This window comes from Sorangium sp. So ce204 (genome assembly GCF_051526795.1).
Lineage (GTDB): Bacteria > Myxococcota_A > Polyangia > Polyangiales > Polyangiaceae > Sorangium > Sorangium cellulosum_B.
In genome coordinates, this window is sequence record NZ_CP150317.1 from 4,589,349 (window position 1) to 4,616,096 (window position 26,748).

Below are 26,748 nucleotides of genomic sequence, written 5' to 3' on the forward strand. Positions count from 1 at the left end.
TCGTCCGCTTGGTTATCGATTCCCGCTCGTCACCTCCGGGCCACGCCCCCTCCGGCCGCGCTGCCGGAGCCCCAGGGACGCCGCGAGCAGCGCTGTCAGCGCGAGGGCACCTCCGGACGGCGCGCGGCTCGCCGCGCGGCAGCCACAACCGGCTGGCTCGGTCGACTCCTCGCCGGAGGTGCCGCCCGACGACGCCTGGGCGGCTGACGTCGAGCTGGGCGAGCCTCCACCCGTGGCCGTGCCCGTCGAGGGCGCTCCTCCGGAGCCGGAGCCGGAGCCGGCGCTGACGGTACCGCCGCCGCCGATGCCACTACTGACGCTGCCGTCGCCCCCGCCGCTCGTGCTTCCCCCCGTGCCACCCCCGCCGGCGCCTCCGCCCCCGATGGGCGAGAATTGCCAGAAGTTCACGTTGAAGAGGGTCGACCCATCGCCGGTGAAGACCAGATAGAGATCGTGAACGCCTGTGGCGCCGTCGACCGTGCACGACGTATCGGTCCACGTCTGCCAGCCCCCCGTCGCCCCGACCGCGCAGGTGCCCACGAGCGTGCCGTCGCGCGCGTCCAGACGGAGCTCGATGCTGCCCCCCTCCGCGCCGCTCGCGACGCGCGCGCGGAAGCTCTCCGCCCCTTCGCCGAAGTCGACCCCGCGGAGGCGCACCCAGTCGCCGCCGCTGATGAACGAGAGGTTCATCCCGCCCTCCTCGCAGGGCTCGGTCTCGATGCCGCGCTGCGCGTTGAAGGTCTCGGCCTCGACGCGCGCGTAGGGGTCGAGGTTCCCGGTCTGCTTGAGCCCGTCCGTCGTGTAGGTCACCGGCACGATGGAGCCGTCGTCCTTGTAGGTGAGCGGCTCGAGCGCGATGTTCCGGCGATAGCCGGTGGGCTCTCCGGCATCGGTGGCGACAGCGCGATTGTGGTAGGCGTGGTACCAGGAGCCGCCATACTCGAAGATCGCCGCATGATTGTTGTTGTTGTTCTTCGGCGGCTGGGGCCCCGCCGTGCCACGGTGGGTGAAGCCGGACATGGGGCTCGTGCTCGTGAGGTAGTCGATCCGCAGGGCGTTGTCAGGGTTCGTCGAGTACGACAGGTAGTAGAGGCCGTTGCGCTTGTGCATCCAGGCGGCCTCGAAGAAGTACGGCACCGTGATCGCGGTGGCCGAGCCCGAGACGCTCACCATGTCGTCATTGAGCTTGATGACGCGCGCGTTCTGCTCGCCGTTGCCGCCGAAGTAGAGGTACGCTTGGCCGTCGTCGTCGACGAAGGCGCCCGGATCGAAGAGCCACATGTTCGGGCCCGAGGCGCCGGGCGTGTTCGAGGTCACCAGGGCGCTGCCCTTCGCGTCCTTGAACGGTCCGGTCGGGCTTTCGCTCGAGGCAACGCCGATACCGTTCCCACTGTTGCCGAAGTACATGTAGATGGTGCCGCCGCGCTCCACGACCGCCGGGGCCCACGAGTAGGTCGCCCAGGAGGCGGCGCGGGGCACGCGCAGCACTTCCCCGTGATCGGTCCAGTTCTTCAGGTCGCTGCTCGAGACCGCCACGATCGAGGCCATCTCGTAGCTGCCGTCCGAGCCGTCTGCCTTGACGTTGTCGTCGTCGTTCGAGGCGTAGAGGTAGACACGCCCGTCGTGCACCAGCGAGGCGGGGTCGGCGAGGTAGCGGTGCGAGGCGATGGGGTAATCGGCCAGCGCGGAGGGGCTCGCGACGAGCCCGACCGAGGCGAGCGCGACCCCGCAACAAGCCATTCTCGCCAATGTACGTGAGCGACGCATGTTCACCTTACCTGTTGGTCCAGAGCCGTTGATCACGACCGCTCGGGCGGCCGAGGCCGATTTCTTCATGGTCGAGCAGGGCACGCTGGAGACCGTCCCTCTGTCGTCGCGGTTCGCTGTGTCGATCGCGTGGTCGACGTCGCCGCCGTCTCCGCCGGTGGCGGCGGCGACGTCTGCCGCAGTTCCGCCGTCCGCGAATTTCGCTCCCGTCGAGGGATCGGAGGCGGCTCTGCCCATGGCACCGCTTCGCCCGCGAATTGCTGCAGGCGAGGTCACGAGCGCAGGCTGTTCAGGGCGAAGCAAAAGGATGCCCCAGGACCGCACTGTGAACGTTCACATGGCCGATGTCAATCAAAATAGACCCGCGCGGCGAGCCTCGACACCTCTCGACGCCAGCGCTGAACGGCGCCCGACTCGAGCGCTGGGGTCGTCAGCTCCGCGCGCTCTGGCCGAGGAGCGCCTGCCACTGCGCCTTGAGCGCCGGATCGGACTCGAAGCGTTCGTGCCAACTCCTGTGGAGCGCGATCCAGCTCTGTGGGGTCAACCCATAGTGGCTCTGGATCTGCGGGATGTGATTCGGATGGTCGCGCATGTCGGCGCACAGGCGCGCGTACCGCGCGAGGGAGATCCGCTCCACGCGGCGCATCATCTCGTCGTCGTCCGCGCCGGCGTGCGGTTGCGCGGCGGGCTCCGTGGGCATGGGGCTCGCGGGCGGCTCGACGGCGCCTGGCTGAAGGAAGGGCAGGGCCCAGCTCCCCGTCGGGATCTGGGGCGGCTGCGGAGCGATCTCTCCCCTGGCGGGCCGCGCCGGCGCGGGCGATTGGCCCGGACGAGCGAAGGGCAGCGCTTTGTCGGCGGGCGGCGAGGGGGTCGGTCGCGAGAACGGCAAGGCGTTATCGGCCGGCGGCGAGGAGGCCGGTCGCGAGAAGGGCAGGGGGTTGCCGGCGGGCGGCGAGGAGGACGGCCGCGAGAAGGGCAACGGATTGGCGGCCGGCGGCGAGGAGGCCGGTTGAGAGAAGGGCAAGGGATTGGCGGCCGGCGGCGAGGAGGCCGGGCGAGAGAAGGGCAGAGCGGCGTCGAGCGGGGGTAGAGGGGCCGTGCCGGAGAAGGGCAGAGCGGCGTCGAGCGGGGGTAGAGGGGCCGTGCCGGAGAAGGGCAAGGCTCTGTCGGCCGCCTGCGCGCCGACCGTGCCGATGCTCGTCGTCTCCATCTCCGGGCCGTCTGCCGGTGACGTCGCTGTCCCCTCGACCGGGGGCGCGTTCGACACGTCCTGGCGGAATGGCAGCGCATCCCGGCGCGGGAGAGACGTCGTGCCGAGGAGCGTCATGCGGGCTCGCGGTGCCGTGGACGGCCGCTCCAGGCTCGGCATGGGCAGTGACGACGGCACGGCCGGCAGCAGCGACGGCGACGGCACGGCTGGCGGTAACGGCGGAGGCTGCACGACCCCGGGCGGCGGCAACGGCGAAGGCTGCACGACCCCGGCCGGCGGCAACGGCGAAGGCTGCACGACCCCGGGCGGTGGCAACGGCGAAGGCTGCACGACCCCGGCCGGCGGCGCCGCTGCGTTCAGCCTGGCCCAGGGAGATCGCGCAGCCCCCTCGTCGCTCACGCCCGCGGCAGGCGGCGGCGTCGCCCCATCCCGAGGCGCCCCCTGCAGCGGGGCGATGCGCGCAGCGGGCGCGACCGGCATCGGCCCTTCCAGCTTCCTGCGCGCGCTGCGCGCCTTCTCCTCGGCGCGGCGCTTCTGCGCGGCGACGAGCTCCAGGTACCGGCGGCTCGATCGCAGCTGCCCGCGCGCGGCCTGCGCGGCGAGCCTGGACATCCACCGCTCCCGCTCCGCCTCCCACGCCGCGGCCGAGAGCCCCGCGTCCGCGAGCACCTCGTCGCGCGGCAGGCCCGCCTCGAGGGCCCCGGCCACGGCGGCGAGCTCCTCGAGCCGGATCGATCGGACCTCCTCGTCGCGCTCCACCATGTCCACGAACATACCCTCTCGTCACCGTCGGGCGGCGCGCTGCGGCGGCCCGGCCGATGTCGCCCCGCGGCTGTCCCGGTTACCTCATCGCCCGCTGAAACCGCGCCATGAGCGCCTCGTCCTCGAGCATCGCCGCGGTCCATCGCTGCTGCGCGCTCAGGTAGTCCTCGAGCGTCAGGTCCAGGCGGCTCAGCACCGTCGCCATGTCAATGCCCCGCTTCAACCCGCGCGCGGCCTCGAGGAAGCGCTCGAACGACAGCTCGCTCTTCGCCCGGGCGCGCTGCACCCGCGCGAACGTCTCGGCGAAGGCGACGACGAGCGGCGGCACGCCCACCTCCTCGCCGTCGTCGTCGTCCGCCTCGGAGAGCCGCGCCTGCCAGGCGTCGTCGAGCGCCTCCCAGCCGGCCTCGTCGAGCCCGTGCGCCGCGAGGAGCGCCGCGCGGTCGGCGCTCGGGTCCGCGAGCTGGGCGGCCAGCGTCGCGTACACCTCGACGTCGTCGACGTTCTGCGCGCTCCGCGGAGGATCCTTCATCGTCCGGTCAGGCTACCTCAGCGCGCGTCTTGGGGCCTCCTTCGCGCAGGTGTATCCATGGCGCGTGTCCTTCTCATACCTGCCCTTCGTCGCGCCCGGCGGTCAGGAGGGGCAGCCCTCCGCGCCCGCCGGCACGGACGTGCTCGCCCACGACAAGCTCGAGAACGCGCACGCCGCGCTCCGCCGCGCAGCGCTGTCGCTCGAGCACGACGTCGAACCGGTGACCGACCTGACCGGGCCCGCGCGCGCCCTGGAGCGGGCCCTCGGCGCGATCTACGACGCCTTCGACGGCCGCGCCGAACCCCTCGGCGCGGTGCGTGCCGCCCTGGCGGAAACCGACGACATCGCCGCTCGGATCGAGCAGGCGATCGGGCTCGACGCGGGCTTCGCGGCGGTGGACGAGCTGCTCCGGAGCGCGCGCGGCTGGCTCGAGCAAGCCGCGGCGCGGCTCGCGCTCGTGCCGCCGGCGCCGCCGCTCGACCTGCCGCCGATCCTGGCGAGCCGCGACCGGCCGCGGCTGCACGCGATCCAGCGGGCGTCGCTCGCGCCGCTCCTCAAGGTCCCGGAGCCGCCCCCGGCCGAGCTCGTCGCGAAGCCCCCGCCGCCGATCCCGCGGCCGCGGACGTTCGAGGAGCTCGAGGCCGCCGTCGAGGCGCTGAAGCAGCAGGCGCCCGCGCCCGGCGCGCTCCCCGCGGCCGCGGAGGTGCGGCCGCCCGCGGCCTGCCCCGAGGAGGGAGCTGCGCGCCCCGCGCCGCCGGGCTTCGCGCCCGAGATCGGCGACGCGATCGATGACGTCGCCTTCCTGCGCGCCCGCGCCCGCGAGTGCTTCGAGGAGGTCGCGATGGTCGGCATGCAGCGGGCGCCGCTGCTCGGCGATCCGTTCCGCGGCGCGCTGATCCTCGAGCGGCGCATGCTCGCGGCCATCGACGTGATCGCGGCGATCGGGGCGCCGGCGCTCGAGCACGTGCCGCGGCTCGTGGCCGACGCGCCAGTGAAGGACGCGAGCGTCGCGTTCGCGAGCGCGATGGTGCTCGGCTGCTTCGCCGGCCGCGACGCGCTCGCCGCGGCCGAGCTCGCGCTGCTCCGGAGCGGCAAGGACAGGGCGTTCATCGACGCGCTCGGCGCCGCCTTGAAGCTGGTCCCGCACGAGCTCCTGCCGCTCGCGCTCCGCGGCCTGCTCCGCGAGCCCGAGCCGCTGGTCCGCGCGATGGCGATCGACGTCCTCGCCTACCGCGGCTTCGCGACCGAGGACGAGCTCGTCGCGGCGGCGTCGGACGACGAGGCCCCCGTGGCGGCGTGCGCGCTCCACCACCTCGGCTGCACGCCGGGCCCCCGCCTGCCCGAGCTGATCCAGCGGGCGCTCGCGTCGACCGCGGCGCCGGACCCGGCGCTCCGCGAGGCCGCCTGGACGGCCATGGCGCTCTCGGATCACCCGCACGCGCCGCTCGCGCTGCGCGGCGCGCTGGAGGAGGCCGACGGCGCGGACGCCGCGGCGATCCTGCTCGCGCTCGCGGGCGACGACGCCGACGCGCGGCTGCTCGCCGCGCGCGCCGCCGAGGCGCCGCGCCGCGGCCTGATCTTCGCCGTGGGCTGGACCGGCGCGGCCGCCGCGGTGCCGCTGCTCATCGACCTGCTCGAGCGCGACGTGGACGGGGACGTGAAGCTCGCCGCGGCCTACGCGCTGGAGCGGATCACCGGCGCGGGGATGTGGGAGGAGGTCGCGGTGGAGGACGAGGAGATCTTCGTCGCCGATCCGCCCGAGCCCGACGTGGGCGAGCCTCGCGAGCTCAAGCTCGCGCAGCTGGTCAGCGATCCCAACGACCTGCCCGAGGCGCCGGCGCCAGAGATGGAGGAGCAGCCCACGGTGGACGCCGCGCGCTGGCGGGCCTTCTGGCGCGAGCGCTGCCAGGGCTGGGACATGACCGCGCGCTACCGCCGCGGGCGCCCCTACACGCCCGACGTGGTGCTCGACGAGCTGGATACGGGGCGGGTCACCCCGGGCGAGCGCCGGCTGCTCCAGCGCGAGCTGATCGTCCGCACCGGGCACTTCGTGCGCTTCGATCCGCACGACTTCGTGGTGGCGCAGGAGGAGGCGATCCAGGCCTGGCGGCCGATCGCGGCGCGCGCCTCCGGCGCCCCGGGCCGCTGGACGCGGCCCCGCCGGCGCGCAGGGTAAACGGCGCGCGGACGTCGGCGCGCGCGAGCCACGAGCGCCCCTCGAGCGACGTACGCTGCGCGGCTACTTCTTGGCGGGCGCGGCCGGCTTCGCCGGGGCGGCGCCCTTGGCCGGCGGCGCGCCCTTCGCGGGCGGCGCCTCGCCGGCCTGCCCGCTGTTGTACATCTGGATCGCGCGATCGGTGAGCTCGAGATCGGCGCGGTAGTAGGGAACGGCCGACTTGTCGAGGATGAGGTCGTAACCCTCCTGCGCCGCAAGGCGCCGGAGGAGGCCGAGCACCTTCTGCAGCATCGGCGTCGTGAGCTCGCTCTCCTTGCGCTGCATCTCGCGCTGGGCGTCGAGCGTCGTCGCCTGGAACTCGGCGGCCTGGCGCTGCCAGGTCTCGAACCTGCGCTGGAGGACGTCCTTCGGCGTCTTGCCCGTCTGGGCCTCCTTGTCGAGCTTGTCCCGCTCGTCGTCGAGCGCGCGGCGCTTCGTGTCGAGCTCCACCTGGCGGCTGTCGAACAGCTTCTTGAGCGTCGCCTGGACGCGGAGCCCTTCCTCGGTCTCCAGCATGGCGCGGCGCACGTCGACGACCGCGATCTTCGACTGCGCGGCCGCGGGCGCGGGCGACAGCAGCGCCGCGCCGCCGAGCGCCGCGGCCGCGAGCAGCGGCAGGACGCGCGCCCTGAGCCACCGGCCCGAGGTCGGGCGGGCTGCCAGCGCAGCACCCTGGCTCGCGCCGGCCGGGCGCGCAGGGGTGGAGAACGTGGAACAGCGCGCGACGAGCCGCTCAGGAGCGTTGTTTCGCATCGCGGATGGCCTTAGCTACCCGGCCACCCAACGTCAAGAACGTGGCGCGCCCTTCTCGTGCGCCGCCGCCGCCGCGCCCTCCGGGTGCGCTTCCTTGCTCTGCGCAGCGCTCGCGCTCCGGTGCGCCGCCGGATCGTTGTTGCTCGGCGCCTCGGCGCGCTCCTTCCGTCCCACGGCGCCGGCGGTCTTCGCGACCTTGCTCCGCGACGGCGCCCCGGCGGCCCGCTGGGCGGACGGGTCCGCCGCGTGCGGCGGCCGCGGCGTCGAGGGCAGCGACCGGCCGAGGCGCTCTCGAGCGAGGGCGATCAGTCGCCCGACGTCGTCGTTCCCCCGGAGGAACGCGTCGCGCTGGCGGGGATCCCGCAGGGCCTCGACGCGCGCGGCCAGGGCGGAGAACGCGGCGTCGAGCGCGGCGTTCGCCTCGCGCTCGTCCCCGATCGCGAGGAGGGCCTCGACGAGCGTGACGCGGATCGCGTCGCTCCACTCCTCGATGGGCCCACCCGCGAGGTGGCGCGAGGCCTCGCGCGCCGCGTCGACCGCGGCCCTGAGCTCGCGGCGCGCCAGCTGGACGCGCGCCATCGCGAAGCTCGCCATCGCCTGCAGCGCGGCCGCGTGGTGCGCCGCCTCCTCGCAGAGCCAGCGCGCGACGGCGTGGGCGGTCGCGTGGTCGCCGGGGGCGCCGCGCCAGACGAGGAAGAGCGCCTCGTACAGCCGGCCGGCGAACCTGAGGCGGGAGAGCTGGCACGCGTCGGCGATCGCGCTCGCCTGGCGCTCGAGCGCGACGCCCTCCTCGATGTTGCCGAGCCGCGCGTACGACATCCCGAGGTTGTGGAGCGCGAACCCCTCGATCGCCCGGAGCTTCCGGCTCCGCGCGTCGAGCAGCGCGCGCTCGAGCAGCGCCTGCGCCTCCTCGAACAGGCCGAGCTGGTTCAGCGCCGAGCCGGTGTTCAGGCGGGCCCTCGCCGCGATGACGGCGTCGCCGGCCGCGTCGGCGTCCGCGACGAGCGACGCGCCCAGAGAGGCCGCGGCGGCCAGGTCGCCGGCGTGCATCAGCGCGGCCAGGTGGGCCTTCCGGGCGTGGAGGAGCGCGCCGGCCGAGCCGCTCCCGCGCGCGGCCTCCATCGCCGCGTGCGCGGCGCGGAGCGCCTCGGCGGGCCGGCCCAGCGCCGCGAGGGCGCGGACGCGCGACGCGAGGAGCTCCGCGCGGATCGACGGCGAGAGCGCCGCCGCGAACTGCGGAGAGAGCGCGGACGCGGCGCGCGCGTCGCCCTCGGCGCCCTGGCCCGCCTCGATCATGCAGGTCGCCGCGACGACCTGCGCCTCGCCCCACAGATCCGAGCCGGGCAGCGCGAGGCGCGACGCCTGCTCCGCGGCGTCGAGCGCCTCGTCGAGGCGGCCGAGGAGCTCGAGGATCTCCGCCCGGCGGACCAGGAGCGCGGCGCGCGTGGTCCCCTCGGCCCCGCAGGCGAGCCCGCGCGTCGCGAGCTCGAGCGCCTCGTCGAGCTCCGCGCCGCTCGCCGCCGGGTCCCGCGTCGCGCGCGCGTAGAGCAGCGCCGCCCGCGCCTTGTCGCCGCCCGCCTCGGCGTGGCGCGCGATGAGCCCCGGATCGACGCCCGCGGACTCGAGCCAGGCGGCCGCGGCGAGGTGGAGCGCGGCGCGGTCTTCCTCGAGGATCGACGCGTACGCCGCGTCGCGCACGACCGCCTGCCGGAACGTCCACTGCACCTGCCCCGGGACCCGCGGCTCCAGCTGGCGCGCGATCATCTCGCCCGCCTCCAGCTCGGCGAGCTCCGCGCCCACGGCGCGCTCGAGCAGCGCCGCGACGCCCGCCGTCCAGAAGACCTGGCCGAAGACGGACGCGGCGCGCAGCGCCCCGCGCACCCCGCTCGACATGCGATCGACGCGGGCCTGCACCAGGGCCTGCACGCCGAGCGGCACGCCGTCGCGCCCCTCCGCGGCGGACCGGATGAGCTCCTCCAGGAAGAGCCCGTAGCCGCCGGCGCGCTGGACGATGGCGCCGCGCGCGGCCGGGTCGGCCTGCGGGAGGGCGCTCGCCGCGAGCCGATCCGCGGCCTCCGGGGACAGCGGCGGGAGCGTCACGCGGGTCACGTCGCGGTGCTCCCACAGCGACGGGAACCGGGCGGAGAGCTCGGGCCGCGCGAACGCGAAGACCCCGAAGCGGAGATCGGCGCAGCCGAGCAGCCAGTCGACGAGCTCGACCGTCGCGCTGTCGGCCCAGTGCATGTCCTCGATGACGAGGATCTGCGGCGTGGTCTCGGACTTCGAGCGGAAGAACGCCTCCACGGCCATCCGCGTGCGCGATTCCATGAGCTGCGGGCTCTCGCGGGCCGCGCGCAGCGGCTCGTTGCCCTCGTCGGGGAAGGGCACGCCGGCGAGCTCCCCGATGAAGCCGGCGAGGAAGCGGAGCGGGCGGGCCAGGCGCATCGCCACGTGGGCGCTCACCTTCTGCACCTGGTCCTCGAGGCGCTCGCCGTCGCGGATGCCCATGAGCGCGCGCAGGGCGCGGCCCAGCGTCGTGAGGCCAGCGCCCTGGCTCATCGCGTCGCCGCGGCAGAGCAGGATGATCGGCGCGTGCGGCGCCGTCTCGAGGTGCTGGATCAGCTCGGCGCGGACGCGGCTCTTGCCGATGCCGGCGGGGCCCGTCACGAGCGCCGCGCGCGGCGCGCCGTCCCCGGCGATCGCGCTGAAGATGCCCTGGAGCCTCGCGAGCTCGTGCTCGCGCCCGAGGGGCGCCGTGGGGAGCCCGGCGGGCTTGCGCGCGTCGAAGCCGGCCGCGTCCTCGTGGGCGATCACGCCGCCGCGCGCGTCCTCCTGGACCACGAACCGCCCCTCCAGCGCGGCGATCGCGTGGGCGTCGATCCGGACCGCGCCGGGCGCCGCGTACTCCAGCTGCTGCGCCGCGCGATCGAGCGCCTCGCCGGCGAGGCTCGCCCTGCCGCGGACGGCGTGCCCGACCGCGACCGAGGCCCGCGCGCCCGGCGTCGATCGGGCCACGGTCAGCGCCGCCCGCGCGGCGCGCGCCGCCTCGTCGCCCCGCGAGCGCTCCACCCCGAGCGCCGCGGCGAGCCTCCCGTCGGGGAGCGGCTCGAACCGCGGGTCGTCGCCGAGGACCTCGCGGAGCGCGGCGTCCAGCGCGGGGCGGAGCGGGCCAGCGCCCAGCTCGAAGAGCGCGCAGGCGATCACGCGCCGCTCGCCGTTGGCGAGCCGCACCTGCGGCCGCTCGTCGCCCGGCCCGGCGGGCCTCGGCATCATCTCCTGGGCGGCCGCGCGCCGGACGATCGAGGCGGACCTGTCGGTCGCGGGGGGATCGTTGCTCAGCTCCCCGACCCGCGCGAGCGCGCGCGCCAGCTCGCCGCCGTTCTCGTACCGCTGCTCGCGATCGCGGGCGATGGCGCGCGCGAGCACCTCGTCGAGGGCCTCGGGCACGTCGAAGCGGATCTGCTGCGAGCGCGGGGGATCCTCGACAACGAGGCGGCTGAGCAGGGCGATCGCGTTCTCGGTCTCGAACACGTTCCTGCCCGTGACCAGGCGGAACAGGACGGCGCCCAGCGAGTACACGTCGGCCCGCGCGTCGACCGCCTCGCCGCGCGCCTGCTCGGGCGCCATGAAATGCGGGGTGCCGATGATCGTGCCGCGCTCGGTGGGGCAGTCGTCCGGGACCGCGAGCTTCACGACGCCGAAGTCGATCAGCTTGATCGCGGTGCCCTTGCCGCGGACGAGGAAGATGTTGGAGAGCTTGAGGTCGCGGTGGACGACGCCGCGGGCGTGGATGGCGGCCATCGCGGCGGCGCTGCGCCGGACGACCTCCACCGAGTCGCGCAGGCCGAGCGGCGCGCGCCGCTGGCGCTGCCCTAGATCCTCGCCGTCCAGCCACTCCATCGCGAAGAAGAGGCGCCCGTCGAGCCAGGTGCCGTGCGCGACGTACTGGACGATGTTGGGGTGCCGCAGATCGGCGAGGATCGAGATCTCGCGCGCGAAGCGGGCGCGCTCCTGGGGCGACGCGGCGGCGCGCAGGATCTTGAGCGCGACCGGGGTGCCGGTGGTCTGATCCGTGCCCTTGAAAATATCACCCATGCCGCCGCTTCGGCTGCGGGCTTCGATCATGAAGCGGTCGGTCGGGTCGGTGAACTCCGGGAGCACCGTCCGGATAGGCTACGCGAACCTCGCGTCTTCATGCCAGCGAGAAGGCGCCCCGCGCGGCGCGGAGCGCCGGCGGGCGACCTGGGCCGAAGCCCGAATCGCGCGCCATCGTCGTGCTGCTCCGCGGCGTAGCGCCGCCATGACCGGCGCGATCGGGACACGGCGCTCGAAAATTCCAGCCAGCATCCGCGCCGTCGCGCCGTCCGCACCACCCTCCTGCCCGCGCGGAGCCCTCCGTGCGCTCAGAACCCCGCGAGCAGCCCGGCGCCGAGGGAAGCGCTCGGACGCAGAGGTCTGAGCGCGCCGGCGAGCGGGTGGTCGACGAGCCCGAGCGCGGCGAGGACCTCGGCGTGGGTATAGAACGAGAGCGTGTCGCTGAGCGCGAGCTCGATCCCGCCGCGGAGCCCGAGGCCCATGAACAGCAGGGACTCGTCGGTGGCGGGGGCGTCCTGATCGCTGACCTGCGCAACGCCCATCTCGAAGAGAGCGCATGTGACGAGCAGGTCGACCGTGTGAAGGCACGGAGCGAAGGCGCCGCTCCTGTACGTGCGCGGGTACGGCGATCGCGCTGTCGTGCTCCCGCCGGGGCTCGGGGCGTCCGGACTCGACACCTCGCCGTGTCCGACCGTGCTCGGCCTCGAGACGGCGAACGTGCCCCGGCTCTCCAGCGAGAAGGAGAGGCTCTGTGACCAGCGAAGCCTGACGAGCAAGGAGGCGCCGCCGAACAGCCCCTCGGGCACCCCGAGCCCCGCTATCGCGCCCACGCCCATCCGCGCCGAGCTCCATGGCTCGCCGGGCCTGCTCGCGGGCTCCGGGCGCGCCGGCGCGATCTCCGGGCGAGGCGGCGCGGCGGGCGCTCGCTCGTCGCTCGCGAACGGCGTCAGCGTGAAGGCGATCGCGACCGCGACGGTATCGGTGAGCTGCTCGCAGGCGCCGTCTCCGTGGGAGACGTCGAAGCCTCGGCCGGAGACCTGCCCGTCGGCGTTCCGGTAGGTCGTCGTCGCGACGACGTGGGCGCCGTGAGGCCTGATCGCGACCTCGACCTCCTCGGTCGCGTCCTCTCGGAAAGGGTCGTACCCGACGCGCAGCCGGATCCGCTCGCGCAGCGCGCGCTCTCCAGGGCACGAGGCCGCTTGCGCATCCTCGCTGTAGCGCAGCCGCAGCGCGCGGCGTGCCGGCTCCGCCGCGCGCGATGGCGCGCTGAGCAGCAGAGAGGCGAAGACGATCATGCAGAGAAAGGAGCGTGCCATATCCCCGGTCAGCGGCTCCGCTGGACGAGCCATCCGTGGTCGCCATGAAGCGCTCTCGAGGCAAAGCACGTCAAGAGCCCACGTCGGTTCTCTTCGCGATCTCGGCTGGCTTCAATTGACGTGAGAATCGAAGCTCGTGAATGGTAATGGCCTCCAAATCACGATTGTGCGTGAGCGGGATCCGGATCCGTGACGAGCGTGACCACTCGCCCGTATGCACGCAGGCAGCTGACCGGCGCGGACCATGAGAATCCGTTGGGGTTCGAGGCAATGCAGACACGCTGTCTGAAATGGCCTGCGCGCGGCGGGCATGCTCCGCCGGCCGCGCGGACCTCTCGGTCAGCGCCGTGCGCGGTCGATCTCGCTGGAGGGGGGGGAGGGGGGCGAGAGGGCGAGGGGGGAAGGGGACGGCGAGCGGTCAACCAGCGCTGGCGCCGGCGCTGGCGCCAGCGCGCGAGGCGAGCCGCGCGAGGTCCTTGGGATCGCTGACGCGGACGAGGATGACGGTGATGTTGTCCCGCCCGCCGCCGGCGTTCGCCTTCTCGATGAGCGCCTGCGACGCCTTCTCGGGATCGGGCTCGGCGAGCAGGATGTCGCGGATCGCCTCGTGGGTCGTCATCTTCGACAGGCCGTCGGAGCAGAGGAGGTAGACGTCGCCGGGGTGGGGCCGGGCGATGATCAGATCGACCTTGACTGCGGGGGAGATCCCGATCGCCCGGCTCAGGTGGTTCGCCATCGGCCCGGTGATCCCCGCGGCGCCCATCGTGTGATCGGTGGTGAGCTGCGTCAGCTCGTTGTCGCGCAGGCGATAACAGCGGCTGTCGCCCACGTGGCCGATGTAGAGGCGCTGCTTGTTGGGCGAGAACCGCGCGCTCACGAGGGTCGTTCCCATGCCCGTGAGGCTCCGCTCGGCGTGGGCCCGCTCGTAGATCGCCTGGTTCGCTTGCTGGATCGCGACCGCGAGCTCGCTGCCGCGACGCGGGACGTCGGGGTAGGGGCTCTCCGCGTCGCTGTCCACGAACGACTGATCCTTGAACGCGCGCGCGATCGTGTCGACCGCGAGGCGGCTGGCGACGTCGCCGCCGGCGTGGCCGCCCATGCCGTCCGCCACGGCGAACAGGTAGTGCTCGTCCAGGCAGAGGTAGCAGTCCTCGTTCTTCTTGCGCTTCTGACCGGGGTCTGTCTGGCCGACGGCGCTGATGAGCAGGAGCGGCGACGAGCTGGTCGGCTCGTCGACGGCGGCCTCGTCGTCGTAGATGATGGGGACGGCGGACGGCTCCTCACGCTCGTGCCCGTCGTCGTCATCATCATCGTCGTCGTCGCCGCCGTACGACGGGACGCTCGCGCGCTTGATCGTGCTCTGCAGCACCTCCGGCGGCGCCAGCGTGATCAGCGTGAGGTCGTCGTCATCGTCGTCGAACGCGTCGTCGTCGTCGCAGCGCGACGGGCCGTTCGAGCGCTTCCAGTCGGCGCTCGAGACCCGCTCGGTGCGGCCGTGACCTCCCGCGGTCTTCGCGTGGGCGCTCTCGCTCGCGGGCGCGCCGCCCCGCAGCCCTGCTGCGCCTGGCCTCGTCGTTGAATCTTCGAGATCTCCCTCCCCCTCGTCGAGGGCTTGGGCTCCTGGGCCCCCCTGCGTCAGCGCCGTCGCCGCGCGAGGGCGGGTCCGGTCGCCGTTGTTCGAGCGAAAATACCAATAGATCAGCCCAAGAAGGGCGATTCCCATGACAAGGGCGGCTGCGAGATCGGCCATGTCCCGGCGACCAACGTAGCAAAGGCGCGCCGCGTCTCCGAGATCAACGTGCAGGGGGACGGACGACGGCGATCGATCCTGGTCGACCTTGACCTGCGGAGCTCACACTGCTGCAGGGGCGCACCTTGGGCACCACCCGGCGCAGGGAGCGCCACCTCACCCTGCCGCAGGGCTCGCCACCCCGTGACGGGCGACCGCTGCAGAGCGCCTAGCCCAGAGAAGCGCGCCTCACCGGGGAGAGGCTGCGCCTGGCGGGCCGCGCGCGCTCACCCGGGGCAGGCCGTGCGGGCGTGCTGCGCTGCGGCAGGTGCGCGCGAGAGACGAGGGCCTTCGTCGCAGCCGCGTCTGCCGCTCGTTCGCCACGAGGCCCGCTGCGAGCGCCGCGCGCCCGGCGCGTGTCCGCCGCAAACGAACCCACCGAGCGGAGCGGGTTGCCAGTGCTCCTGGTGCTGACTAGTCTCCGCGCCCGCATGAAGCTCGCCCGCACACTTCTCCAGACACCTCGCATCGTTGGCGTGGGCCTCGCGGCCTCGATCGTGGGCGTGGGCGGGCTCGGGGTCGCGGGCTGCTTCGTCGAGGGCGAGGGCCTCCCGCCGCCGGTCGAGGGGCTCTATTACCCGACGGGCCTGGCGGTGTCTCCCGGGGGACGGGTCCTCTACGTCGCGAACTCGGACTTCGATCTCCAGTTCAACGGCGGCACGGTCCAGGCGCTGGATCTCCAGCGGCTGCGCAGGCGGGCGCTCACGCTCCAGTCGGCGCTCGCTCCCGGCGGGCCGAACGCCAGCGCCGGCGTGCGCGGCGCGTGCGGTAGCGTGGGGCTGGCGACAAACGCCGCGCCGTCGCTCTACCCGGGGCCGTGCGGGCCGCTCGACATCTCCGCCCTCGAGGGCGACGACGAGGTCGTCCGGAGCTCGGCCGTGATCGGCGCGTTCGCGTCCAACCTCCTCCTCGTGCACAGGCCGCTCAGCGGCGAGGGCGCCGACCCGGGCGCGGAGCGGCAGGCGCGCCTGTTCGTGCCCGTGCGCGGCGACCCCTCGGTGACCTTCTTCGACGTCGCCGACGATCGGTTCGACGTCACCGACGATCGGCCCGACGGCGCCCGCGTGCAGCGCTGCAAGGGCGACGCCTGCTTCCAGCTGGACTGCGGCGCGAGCGCGGCGGGCGGGCGCTGCAGCAGAGATCACCGCATCGGGGAGGACCCGGGCCGGGAGCTCATCCGGCGCAAGCTGCCGCTGGAGCCGTTCGGCATCGCCGCCGGCCCGGGCGGGACGAGCATCGTCGTCTCGCACCAGACGGAGAACGCCGCGAGCGTCATCGTGAACCGCTGGGAAGCGAACGAGCGGCCGCAGCTCGCGCACGTCCTCACGGATCTCGCCTACGGGCCGACGGAGCTCGCGGCCGTGCCGCGCCCGAGCGTGCTCGGGGCGCTGCAGCAGCGCGGGTGGGCGATCGACGACCAGCCCGCGTTCGCGCTCACGTACCTCGCGGCGCCGGAGCTCGGCCTGCTCCGCTATCAGGACGCCGCTTCAGGCGGGGCGCCGCGCCTGTACGAGTCGACCCCGACGCGGATCACCGCGCTCGCGAGCGGCACCGACTCCCGCGGGATCGCGTTCGACGCGAGCGAGCGGAAGGCGTGCGAGGACGGCTGCGCGGATGACGCAGACGTGGTCGCGTGCCTCGAGCGGTGCGTGGAGATCCCGATCCCGGTGTACGTGGCGCATCGCGGCCCGAACTCGCTGCTCATCGGCGAGCTGACGACGACGCTGGTCAAGAGGGACCCGGACGTCCCCGCGGCGAAGCGGGCCTCGGTGTTCTACTCGATCGCGTTCCACGACGCCGCCCTGCTCGGGGCCTACCCGTCCCGGATCGAGGTGGGCGAGGTGATCGACCTGGAAGGCGCGCGCCGCCGCAGGATCTTCGCGCTCGCGTTCGACTCGGGGCTCGCGTTCTCCTACGACCCGGAAGCGCGCCGCCTCGACCCCCCCATCAAGACCGGGCGTGGGCCGCAGGCGCTCGCGTTCGACACGGGCTCCGCGTGCGGCGACGAGAAGGAGCGCTGCGAATGCGTGCAGGGCAGCGCCGGCTGCGAACCCTATTCCCTCATGTACATCGCGCATTTCACCGACTCGTACCTCGGCGTTGTCAACCTCGACATGCGCAAGACGAACACGTTCGGAACGATGATCCTCACGGTGGGCACGCCCGTCCCGCCCCGGGAGTCCCAATGAAGCCGCGCCTCGCGCTCGTCGCCTCCACCTCCGCCCTGGCGCTCGCCGGGTGCGCCGCGGAGACCACGCCGGTCGCCGTCGAGGCCCTGGCGCAGTCCGGCCGCAGCGCCTTCGTCTGCCTCGCCATCGACCGGCCGGATCCCGGCAAGCCGGGCGTGATGCGCTCGTTGCCGATCACGGACTGCTCGTACGGCACCGTCGAGTCGTCCACCGACTACGAGGTCGACGCCAAGGACGGGGGCAGGGCCACGCTCCCGCACCTCTACGGCCTCGTCACGCAGACCACGCGCGGCGAGGTCGCGGTCGTCGACCTGACGACCGAGTCCTCGCTGATCGTCGATCGGGACACGGGCACGCCCGCCCCGAGCTTCCTCCCGGTCGGCGCGCAGCCGGTCGACATCGTCGCGACGCCGGGGGGGACCGCGTCGTTCGTCGCCGTCGCCGAGCCGGGGCGCGCGGGGATCTACGCGCTCCCGTCGGCGAAGGTGCTGCCGCGCGAGGGCTGCCCGGTCCCGTCGCTCAGCTCCTGGCCGGCCTGCTCGCTCCCCTCGGCGCCGGGCGAGATGCTGCTCCTCGCCGACCCGCCGGATACCGACGGCAACGTGCGGAGCTCGTGTGATGCCGGCCCCCCTCCGTACGACGTCGAGCCGACCGAGCCTGGCGACCCCGGCGCGTTCATGGACGACGTCTGCGCCACCTCGAACGGGAGCCTCGCCATGGAGGGCGGCGGCCGGCAGAAGCTCCTCGTGACCCTGCCCGATCTCGGCGGCTTCGTCGTGATCGACGCGCAGAAGCTCCTCGAGCACGAGGACTACAAGGACGGCGGCTTCGCGGCGTGCGATGTGGAGCGGTGGGTCCCTCTCCAGGTCTCGCTCCCGACGGCCGCGCCGCCCGACGAGCCGCCGCCCGGCGACGTGCCGCCCGGCGACGTGTCGTGCGCTCAGCCGGCGGTCGCGGCCGGCCCGGAGCAGGCCTTCGACAAGGCCCGGCCCGCGGGGCTCGCGCTCTCCGGCGACCGGCTGTTCATCGCCGATCTCGACGCGCCTGTGATCCACGTCGTCGACCTCCCGACGCCCTGCGAGCCGCGCGAGCAGCCCCCGCTGCTGCCCGCGTCGACGCTCGACCCAGGGCGCGTCGTCACGACGAGGCGCCTCGCGGTGAGCCAGGCGTCGCCCCCCGAGTTCAACCGCTACCTCTACGCGGTCGATGCCGGCGACGGCAGCGTGATGATCTTCGACGTCAGCGACGACGCGAGCGACGACGCGTCCAGCCGGTCGCCGCTCTCTCGCGAGAACCCGGACTGGAACCCGTTCCAGCCGCCCGACCGCATCCGCCTGCCGGCGCCCGTGCGCGATCTCGCGATCGTGCAGCGCGAGGTCCCGAGGAGCCTCCCGGCGACGGGCGTGGTGCCGAGGGGGATCCGGTGCAGCCCCCTCCCTGAGCTCAGGACGTGCGACAGCAGCGTCACGTCGTGCGACCTCGAGACGCTGTTCCGCACGTCGACCGATCGCGACTCCGGCGCCGGCCCGCTGAAGCTCCGGGGCACGTTCGCGTACATGGCGCTCACGAACGGGCAGGTCGCGATCGTCGACATCGACGACCTCGACGCGGCCTGCCGCGGACCCGAGCGCCAGAGCGTCCGCGCGGGCTGCGAGGCGGACGCCTCGCCGAGCAGCCCGCCGCTCGAGACGAGCGGCGAGGCGTCCTGCAACGTCGTCCTCCCGCACGCTGTCCGCTCGGAGAGCTACATCGTGGCGAGCGACGGCTCCGGCCAGATCGAGCCCGGCGTGCAGGGTCTGCCGATCCTCTACGATCGCAGCGGCGCGGTCGTGCCGCTCTCCGGCGAGAGCCCGAAGATGCGCGCCACGCTCCCGTCCGAGGGGGCCGCGCCTGACCTCGCGCTCGCGGTGGGGGTGCAGCGCGAGGCGATCGCGTCGAGCGACAGCGCCGAAAGCGAGCTCGACGAGCGGGGGCTCGTGCTGAGGTCCGGCGGGCCGCAGCACGCGCTGACGATGAACCTCGAGGACCCGCGGGTGCACATCGCCAACGAGACGTGGAACGTGACGTACGAGGGGGTGCTCACGTCGATCACCCGGGCCTCCGTCGCCTTCGACGAGAACCTCCACCTGAGGGGCGCCGACGCCCGCTTCTGCCGCCGCGGCGTGCAGAGCCTGACCAGCGTGGCCGCGCAGCTGAAGGCCGCGGGCGTCCCGGAGGGCGAGGCCGAGACCCGCGCCGAGCAGCTCGCCGACTTCGCGCAGATCACGTCCGAGCTCCCGGACGAAGATGCCACCTACTGGAACAGCGTCGACCCGGCCGTCTGCTCGTTCGACACCTGCAACGCGAAGTACGGCAGCGTCATCACGTCGCGCCCGGCGCTCCGCATCGTCGAGGCCTACGAGGACCACCTCGAGCTCGAGCGGACGGACGAGGTCGGGTTCGCGGCGTGCTGCTTCGCCGGCTCGGTGCAGCTCGGCATCCGCGCCGGAGGCCAGTGGGTCGTCCGGAGCAACGGCGCCGGGTTCCTGCACCACGTGATCGCCGATCCCGAGGGCGGCTATTGCCGCAACTCGTGCGACACGCGCCTCTCGCGGCTCAACGGGCGCGTCGTCCATACGCCGCGCGACGGGCACGTCACCGACGGTGACGTGGGTGCGTTCATCAACCCGATGTTCCGGTTCGCTGTCACGGGCGGCGTGCCCGAGCAGGACATGCAGTTCCGCTTCACCACCCAGGGGGCGTTCACGCCGCTCGCCCTGGACCTCGCGGGGATCAGCGACACACCGGAGCTCCAGCCGCAGTCCATCCAGCTCGTTCCGGCCACGGGCCAGCTCGCCGTCACCGACGGCTCGGTCCAGGGCCTGTTCCTGCTGAGCTCACGCGACGTCTCCGTGACGCGCCGGTACCGCTGAGCCGCCCGCCGGCCCCGCTGCATTGCGGTTTCGGCGCCGATATTTCCACGAAAACAGCGGAACAAACGCGCGAATCACGCGTAGACCTCACCGGCGGTCGAGACTAAGACGCCGGCGATGCAGCCGTCCGAGCAGCCTGCGGCCAGGAAGAAGCTGACCCCGGTGATGCGCCAGTACGAGGATGCGAAGGCGCTCCACCCCGACGCCATCCTCTTCTTCCGGATGGGCGACTTCTACGAGATGTTCAACGACGACGCGGTCCTCGTGTCGCGCGCGCTGAACCTGACGCTCACGAGCCGCAACAAGGGCGAGCCCGACGAATCCCCGATGGCCGGCGTCCCGCACCACGCGGCGCACGGGTACATCGCGCGGCTGCTCGCGCTCGGCCACAAGGTGGCGATCTGCGAGCAGTGCGGGGATCCGTCGAAGATCAAGGGGCTCGTGCCGCGGCAGGTCGTGCGCGTCGTCACGCCGGGGCTCGTCACCGAGACCGAGCAGCTCGACGCGCGCGCCAACCACTACCTGGCGGCGGTCGACGGCGGCGGCGCGCCCCGCGGCGACGCCCTCGGAGCGGGGGGCCCCTACGGCCTCTCGCTGCTGGATCTCTCGACCGGCGAGCTCTCGGCCACCTCGGTCCCGGACGCCGCGACGCTGCTCGCGGAGCTCGCCCGGGCGGATCCGCGCGAGGCGCTCATCGCCCGGGACCTCCCGGACGTCCGCGCGGCGGCGGCCTCGCTCGCCTGCCGCGCGGCGCTGCGCGACGACGAGGAGCTCGACAGCGCGCAGGTCGCGTCGATCCTCGACGACGCCGCGATCGAGCCGATCTCGGCGGCGGCGCTGGCCGAGCACCCGCTCCCGGCGGTGCGCGCCGCGGCCCGGGCGCTGCGCTTCGCGCGCCGCTGCAGCCCCGGCGCGCGCATCCCGGTGCGCCGCATCGCCCCGCACGACACCTCGGGCACGCTGCGCATCGACGAGACGGCCCAGGCGCACCTGGAGCTCGTGCGCGCCGCGGACGGCGGCCGCCGCGGCACCCTGCTCGACGTCATCGACTGCACGGTCACCCCGGGCGGCGCCCGGCTCCTGCGCCGCCGCCTGCTCTCGCCGCTCGCCGACCTGGCCGGCATCCGCCGGCGCCTCGACGAGGTGGAGCTCTTCGTCTCGCACCCGCGCGCCCGCGGCGAGCTGCGGCAAGCGCTCGGCGGCGTAGGCGACCTCGAGCGCCTCAGCGTCCGCGCGCTCCTCGGCGAGGCCACGCCGCGCGACCTCGGCCTCCTGCGCGACGGCCTCACGGCGGCCCCGGCGGCGATCGCCGCGGTCCGGTCGATCCCGGACCTCGGCAAGGCGGCGGCGCGGAGCGACGACGGCGCCGCCGCGCGGGGCAAGGACGGCGCCGCGGCCGGGTCGGGCTCCGAGCTGATCCTCGCCGAGGCGGCGGCGCTGGATGTCGTCGCCGACGTGTGCGCCGAGCTCACCGCCGCGCTGATCGAGCGGCCGCCCCCGAACACGCGCGAGGGCGGCATCTTCCGCGAGGGGTACGACAAGGAGCTCGACGACGCGCGCGGCGTGGAGAAGAACGCGACGGAGCTCATCCTCGCGCTCGAGGCGAAGCTGCGCACGCAGACGGGCGCGCCCTCGCTCCGGGTCAAGTACACGCGCGTCTTCGGCTGGTACATCGAGGTGACGCGCGCGCACATCGCCAAGGTCCCGGAGACCTTCCGCCGCAAGCAGACCGTCGCGACCGGCGAGCGTTACACGAGCGACGAGCTCGACGAGCTCGCCGACAAGATCGAGCACGCCGGGGCGCGCGCGCTGGAGCGGGAGACCGCGCTCTTCGACCGGCTGCGGGCCCTCGTCGCGAAGAGCGAGGGCCGCCTCCGCGCGCTCGCGCGCAAGCTCGCGGCGTGGGACGTCGCCGCCGCCCTCGCCGACGTCGCCCACCGCAACGACTACGTGAGGCCGCACGTCACGGCGGGCGAGGCGCTCGCGATCCGCGACGGCCGCCACCCGGTGGTCGAGCGCTACGCGGCCGCGGGGCACTTCGTGCCGAACGACACCCGCCTCGATCTCTCGGGCGAGCGGCTCTGGCTGATCACGGGCCCCAACATGGCGGGCAAATCGACGCTCATGCGCCAGGTGGCGCTGATCGTGGTCCTCGCGCAGATGGGCAGCTACGTCCCGGCGCGCGAGGCGGAGATCGGCCTCGTCGACCGGATCCTCTCGCGGGTGGGCGCGAGCGACAACGTCGCGCGCGGCGAGAGCACGTTCATGGTGGAGATGCGGGAGACCGCCGAGATCCTCCGCGACGCGACGCGGCGATCGCTCGTGATCCTCGACGAGATCGGCCGCGGCACGAGCACGTACGACGGCCTCGCGATCGCGTGGGCCGTGGCGGAGCACCTGTTCGACGCGATCGGCTGCCGCGCCCTGTTCGCCACGCACTACCACGAGCTGACGGAGCTCTCGGCGCGCGCGCCGGGCATCGCGAACTACTCCGTCGCCGCGCGCGAGCACGGCGACGACGTGATCTTCCTCCACAAGCTCGAGGCGGGCCCCGCGAGCCGCAGCTACGGCGTGGCGGTCGCGCGGCTCGCGGGCGTCCCCGAGGGGGTGCTCGCGCGCGCCCGCGCGATCCTCGCGACGCTGGAGTCGGGCGCCGCGCTGCCGGGCGGCAAGCACGCCTCCCTCCGCGGCCGCACGCGCGGCGGCGCCGCGCAGCTCGACCTGTTCGCCCCCGCGCAGGCCGCGGCGCCGCCGGAGCAGTCGGCCGTCATCGAGACCCTGCGCGCCGTGGACGTCGATCGGCTCGCGCCGCTCGACGCGCTGCGGCTCGTGGCCAAGCTGAAGGGCCTCCTCGGCGGCGGCGGCTGACCGCGGCGGCTCAGTCCGGCGGCGCGATCTCGCGGAGCTCGGTGCCGCCCGCGTACCCGTAGCTCACGAACGAGTCGAACCCCGTCACGAGCAGCCCCACGGGCGCGGAGGCCGTGAGCCAGTGCACGCCGTCGCGCTGCGTCCCGGGCAGCACGTTGTCCGGCGCCTGCCGCGCCGGATCGATCGCCGCGAAGCTCAGCTGGCAGCGGTAGACGACGAACGACGGCGCGCCGCCCCCGCGCTGCTCCTCCGTGAGCCCGTCCGCGGGCGCGATCTCGCACTCGTCCGGCCCGAGCGTCGCGTCGTCGAGCTGCACGACGGCCGACCGCGGCGCGACCACCGAGATGAAGTCGAACGCGTACTTGTCCGGCGTCAGGAACACGTAGTCCGGCCGGAACTGCTCGATGGGCGGCAGGATGATGAGGCTCGGGTCTCCGCCTGGCAGCCCCTGCTTGACCCCCGTCGCGTTCTGGCTGGCCATGACCTGCGACACGATGACCGGCTCGGAGCTCTCGATCATGAAGTCGCCCCACGCCGTCACCTCGCGGAACTCGCCCAGCGCCGACAGCGTGATCCGATCGTCCGGCGGCGGCAGGGTCGTCGCGATCACGGCGCCCTTGCCGCTGGCCGCCACGATCCTGACGTAGTCCGGCTCGGGCACGGCCTCGATCCGCGCGCCGGCCTCCTTCACCGTCTGCGACCGGCTCGGCGTGTGCGGCACCGCGAACCGCTTGCCGGCGGTCCGGGTCGGATCGAGCTGATCTTCCAGGTGGTCGGCGCAGCAGCGGCGATCGGCGAGCACCTCGAAGTGCGGCGCGTCCGAGGCCTCGCTTCCGGTGAAGACCGCGATCGGCTGATCGGCCTTCACGATCGATCCGGTGAAGTCCGCGTTGAACCCGCCGCTCTCCAGGTTGAGCACGTCGAACGCGCCGAGCTTGACCTCGATCGACCCGCCCTCCGGCGTCTCCGGGACGGGCCCGCCCCCGACGACCTTCGCCGTCGTCTTCACCTGCACGGTCGTGTTCTCGCGCGTCCCGACGATGGTCAGGAACGCCCGGAGGTCGACCGGGTTCTGCGGATCGAAGTTCGTGTCCGGATCGTCCGTGACCGCGATGGTCTGCGGCCACCCCGTGACGACGTACGCCGTCGCCATCGCGCCCGGGCTGTACGTCAGCGCCTCGCGCGGCTTCAGCAGCGAGGCGTCGTTGGAGAACACGTTGGCGTTCTCCAGCGGGTTGAACTGGTAGGCGACGATGGGGAACTTCGACGTGATCTTGTACGCGTGCCGCGTGAGCGCCGTGTGCGTGCCCGTGTTGTACTCGCCCTCCGGGCTGCCATCGACCTCGCGCGGCCCGAGCTTGAACACCTGGAGATAGAGCGGCGCGATGAGCCCGCTCGCGATCTCCACCGGGGCGGGCTCGTCGCCCGGCGCGCCGTCGTCCTGGAAGATGTGGATCTCGTTCGGCACGTCCGGCTGCGGGTTCGAGATCACCACCGCGAACTGCTGCGCCGCCGCGTTTCCGGTCGCGTCGATCCGCGCGTTGTCCAGATCGACCGCCCAGTACTCGCACCCCACGTTGCTCCGCTCGAGCTCCGCGACGGCGCAGAGCTGCTGGCAGCTCCCGCTCCGGCACGCCTCGCCGGCCTCCGTGTCGCACGTGTCGAGCACCCGGCCGAAGCGGCCGTCCGCGTCGCAGGCGACGACGTCCTGCCCGCGGCACGAGTGCGCGGCGGGCACGCAGGGCCTGCAGCCGAGCTCGATCGACGCGCAGACGAGCCCTCGAGCGGCGCAGTCGTCGAGCGTCACCCAGGCCAGCCCTGCGCCGGTCTCCTCGCAGCGCGCGAGCTCCGCCCCGCAGCGCACCGCGCCGGCCGTGCAGGGCGGCGGCTCCTCCGGCCGCGCACCCCACCGGGTGCCGCTGTCGAAGCAGCTCGGCGCGAGCCCGAGCCCCGCGGCGACGGCGACGAGGGCGGCGGCTGCAGCGTGCCGCGATCGGGCGCGGCGTCCTGGCTTCCGTGCGCGCGCCGGCCTGCGCGCTCGCGTCGGGGGGGGCGGGGCGCTCATCACAGGTGTGCGTTGAAGCTGTCGAGGGAGTAGGCCGCCATCCCTGCCGGCCTGAGCTGCCGGTAGACGAGCTTGCCGTAATCGAAGCCGTCGATCCGCGCCCCGTACACCCCGATCGTGAGCGGCCCTGGCGGCAGCGCGCCGTGATCGAGCCCGAGCTGCCGGAGGTCCGGCACCTCGACGGCGTGCGACCCTGCCGGCACGGCCACGGTCCACCGGATGAGGCCGTTTCCGCTCGCGATGTCGTAGACGCTGAGATCGACGGGCGCGCCCGCGCTGAACGAGGCCGCGAGGTGGGACCCATCCCAGGCGCTGTTCTGCGCGGGCGCCTCGAGCGTCGGCACCCCCACGAAGTCGCCGATGCGCACGGGCTCGCTCGTGCTGGTCGAGAGGACCCGCCCCACGACGGACAGCGGCGCGAGCCCGGCCTGGCCGGTCACCGCGCGCGCGGACGAGTGGTAGCTCGCGCCGAGCAGGTCGCGGGCGAGCGGCGGCACGCCCACGAACGTCAGCCCCCCGTCGAACGGGATCAGCGGGCTCTGCGCGCCGATCGGGAGCGTCGCGAACCCGTCGTTGCCGATCATCAGCGACACGTTCGCCTGGATCCGATCCGGCCCCTTCGGCCCCTTCGCCGGCGCCCTGACGTCCATCGAGAGGGCGTGGTCGAGCGGCTGATTGATCCGCACGAACACCTCCCTCGTCCACTTGTTCGGGAGCACGGGGATCCCGCGGACCACGCCCATCGCGTAGGCGGTGAACCGCGGTGGGGTCGTCGAGCGATCCTCGAGGCCCGCCAGCGCGTAGATCGTGCGGTTGCCGGGCGCGATGTACATCGTGAACCCGTGCCCGAGCTCGCCCGACGTCTCCGGCGTGATGGCCTGGAACTCGGACGGCAGCCTGAAGGTCGCGAGAGGATCGGCGCCCGTCGTGAACAGGTACGCCGCCTTTCGCTCGGTGCCGCGGCGCGGGCTCGGGATGTTGCCCCACGCGGCGCCCCCGGGGTCCAGCGACGTGTCCCAGACGAGCTCGCCCTCGATCGCCCCCGCGCTGCCGACCTTGCCGCCGACCGGCGGGGGCGGATCGCCGGACGCGCCGCACGCGGGGGTGAGCACGGGATCCAGGTAGACGGTCACGGTGTCGACCGGCACGTCGACGAACGAGATCGGGCTATGGCACGTCGCGGCCACGGTGACGGTGCGCGGCGAATCGAGCGACGCGTCCTCGATCACAGCGACGCCGGACGCGTCGACCTCGATCGCGGAGGTCGTGTCGGTGCCGACGACGACGCTCGCCCCCGGGATCGGATCACCCGTGAAGTTGTTGTAGACGAGCACCTTCAGCCGTCCGGCGAGCGGCGCGCCGCTGAGCCCGCCCTTGTAGCCGTTCTGGCTGTCCTCGTAGGTGTAGCCGTCCAGCACGAGGATCGTCTCGCCGCCGGTCGTCACCGAGATCGTCTTCGCGCCCGGCGTGCCCTGGGGCACCGTGCACAGGAGCCGCGTCGGCTCCTGGACGGTGAGCGACGTGCACGGCTTCTGATCGATCTTCGCGACCGTCCTCTCGTTCCAGCGCGTGCCCTGGCCGACGAGCTCGATGGTCGTCCCGCCGGAGATCGGCCCGCTCGACGGGGACGCATAGAGCGCGTCGTACACGTAGCCGCCCGGCAGCGTTCGCCGGGTCGACGTGTCGTCGCCGTTCTGCACGGCGAGCTCCACCGGGCCCGCCGCGCCCGGCGGCGCCGCCACCTGGACCCGGCTGGGATCGATGGGAACGATCGCGGACGGATCGACCTCGACGTCGCCGAACCAGACGCGGACCTTGGAGCTGAAGCCGTTGCCGTGGAGCAGGACGCGCTGGCCTCCGTTGAACGGCCCGTGCGTCGGGTCCGCGCCGAGCAGCGCGTGCGGATCGCCGCCGGGCAGCCCTGCGCCGGCGGACGACGACGTCGACGTGGTCTGCGGGTCCACGCCGAAATCGCCGCCGTCGCCGTCGGTCTGCCGGCGGATGCCCTCCGGCGCCGAGGCGATGCAGGCGGAGACGATCGCGAGCCCTGCGCCGACCGAAGCGAAGCGTGCGGTAAGAAAGCCTCGTGATGCGGTTCGCACGAGGCGAGTGTACGCCATCGCGGATGCCGGGCCACGGCGCGCCAGGGGGCGCGGCCCGGCGTTCCCGTGCTCCGCGCCGCGTGGTCCCCCTCGGCGCAGCTGACGCAACGAAGGCAACTGCACGGGTAACTGCACGGGTAACTGCACGGGTAACTGCACGGGTGACCGCGCGG

At 73.7% G+C, this 26,748-nt stretch carries 13 protein-coding genes; 4 read left to right on the forward strand and 9 right to left on the reverse strand.

Going from position 1 to position 26,748, the window contains the following annotated elements:
• Positions 1–12 precede the first annotated feature (12 nt).
• The 3 genes from WMF22_RS17085 to WMF22_RS17095 all read right to left on the reverse strand — a co-directional run bounded on the left by WMF22_RS17085 (position 13) and on the right by WMF22_RS17095 (position 4,271).
• Positions 13–1,740: a glycoside hydrolase family 43 protein gene (locus tag WMF22_RS17085; RefSeq protein WP_438036388.1), complete on the reverse strand. Its 1,728-nt coding sequence runs from the start codon at positions 1,738–1,740 to the stop codon at positions 13–15.
• A 457-nt stretch (positions 1,741–2,197) separates the two neighbouring features.
• Positions 2,198–3,751 carry a hypothetical protein gene (locus WMF22_RS17090; RefSeq protein ID WP_438036389.1) on the reverse strand — a complete coding sequence of 518 codons (1,554 nt, stop codon included), beginning with the start codon at positions 3,749–3,751 and terminating at the stop codon, positions 2,198–2,200.
• Between the two features lie 67 nt (positions 3,752–3,818).
• Positions 3,819–4,271 (reverse strand): hypothetical protein, encoded by a 453-nt coding sequence (locus WMF22_RS17095; protein ID WP_438036390.1) that lies wholly within the window; start codon positions 4,269–4,271, stop codon positions 3,819–3,821.
• A gap of 64 nt (positions 4,272–4,335) precedes the next feature.
• Between WMF22_RS17095 and WMF22_RS17100 the strand changes: the two genes are divergently transcribed.
• Positions 4,336–6,447: a hypothetical protein gene (locus WMF22_RS17100; protein ID WP_438036391.1), complete on the forward strand. Its 2,112-nt coding sequence runs from the start codon at positions 4,336–4,338 to the stop codon at positions 6,445–6,447.
• 63 nt (positions 6,448–6,510) lie between these two features.
• Here the strand turns inward: WMF22_RS17100 and WMF22_RS17105 are convergent, their stop codons facing one another.
• From WMF22_RS17105 to WMF22_RS17120, 4 genes are all read right to left on the reverse strand, one after another.
• Complete coding sequence (locus WMF22_RS17105; RefSeq protein WP_438036392.1) at positions 6,511–7,239, reverse strand: OmpH family outer membrane protein; 729 nt, start codon at positions 7,237–7,239, stop codon at positions 6,511–6,513.
• Between the two features lie 33 nt (positions 7,240–7,272).
• Entirely contained in the window at positions 7,273–11,334 is a 4,062-nt protein-coding gene (locus WMF22_RS17110) for a serine/threonine-protein kinase (RefSeq protein ID WP_438036393.1), read from the reverse strand.
• Positions 11,335–11,642: 308 nt separating this feature from the next.
• The gene (locus WMF22_RS17115) at positions 11,643–12,650 is read right to left on the reverse strand and encodes a hypothetical protein (RefSeq protein WP_438036394.1); all 1,008 of its coding nucleotides are present in this window, start codon (positions 12,648–12,650) and stop codon (positions 11,643–11,645) included.
• Between the two features lie 418 nt (positions 12,651–13,068).
• On the reverse strand, positions 13,069–14,400 hold the full coding sequence (locus WMF22_RS17120) for a PP2C family protein-serine/threonine phosphatase (protein WP_438036395.1): 1,332 nt from the start codon (positions 14,398–14,400) through the stop codon (positions 13,069–13,071).
• Positions 14,401–14,870: 470 nt separating this feature from the next.
• Here WMF22_RS17120 and WMF22_RS17125 point away from each other — a divergent pair, with 470 nt between their 5' ends.
• The 3 genes from WMF22_RS17125 (at position 14,871) to mutS (ending at position 22,408) form a co-directional block, all read left to right on the forward strand.
• Positions 14,871–16,628 (forward strand): hypothetical protein, encoded by a 1,758-nt coding sequence (locus WMF22_RS17125; protein WP_438036396.1) that lies wholly within the window; start codon positions 14,871–14,873, stop codon positions 16,626–16,628.
• Positions 16,625–19,540 (forward strand): hypothetical protein, encoded by a 2,916-nt coding sequence (locus tag WMF22_RS17130; RefSeq protein ID WP_438036397.1) that lies wholly within the window; start codon positions 16,625–16,627, stop codon positions 19,538–19,540. The genes WMF22_RS17125 and WMF22_RS17130 overlap by 4 nt, the downstream gene beginning before the upstream one ends.
• Before the next feature lie 117 nt (positions 19,541–19,657).
• The gene (mutS, locus tag WMF22_RS17135; RefSeq protein ID WP_438036398.1) at positions 19,658–22,408 is read left to right on the forward strand and encodes a DNA mismatch repair protein MutS; all 2,751 of its coding nucleotides are present in this window, start codon (positions 19,658–19,660) and stop codon (positions 22,406–22,408) included.
• Positions 22,409–22,418: 10 nt separating this feature from the next.
• On the opposite strand, the gene WMF22_RS17140 is transcribed toward mutS, so the two are convergent.
• Both WMF22_RS17140 and WMF22_RS17145 read right to left on the reverse strand, forming a co-directional pair.
• Entirely contained in the window at positions 22,419–24,473 is a 2,055-nt protein-coding gene (locus tag WMF22_RS17140; protein WP_437300132.1) for an IgGFc-binding protein, read from the reverse strand.
• Positions 24,473–26,575 (reverse strand): IPT/TIG domain-containing protein, encoded by a 2,103-nt coding sequence (locus tag WMF22_RS17145; protein WP_438036399.1) that lies wholly within the window; start codon positions 26,573–26,575, stop codon positions 24,473–24,475. Before WMF22_RS17145 ends, WMF22_RS17140 begins: the two co-directional genes overlap by 1 nt.
• Positions 26,576–26,748: the final 173 nt, after the last annotated feature.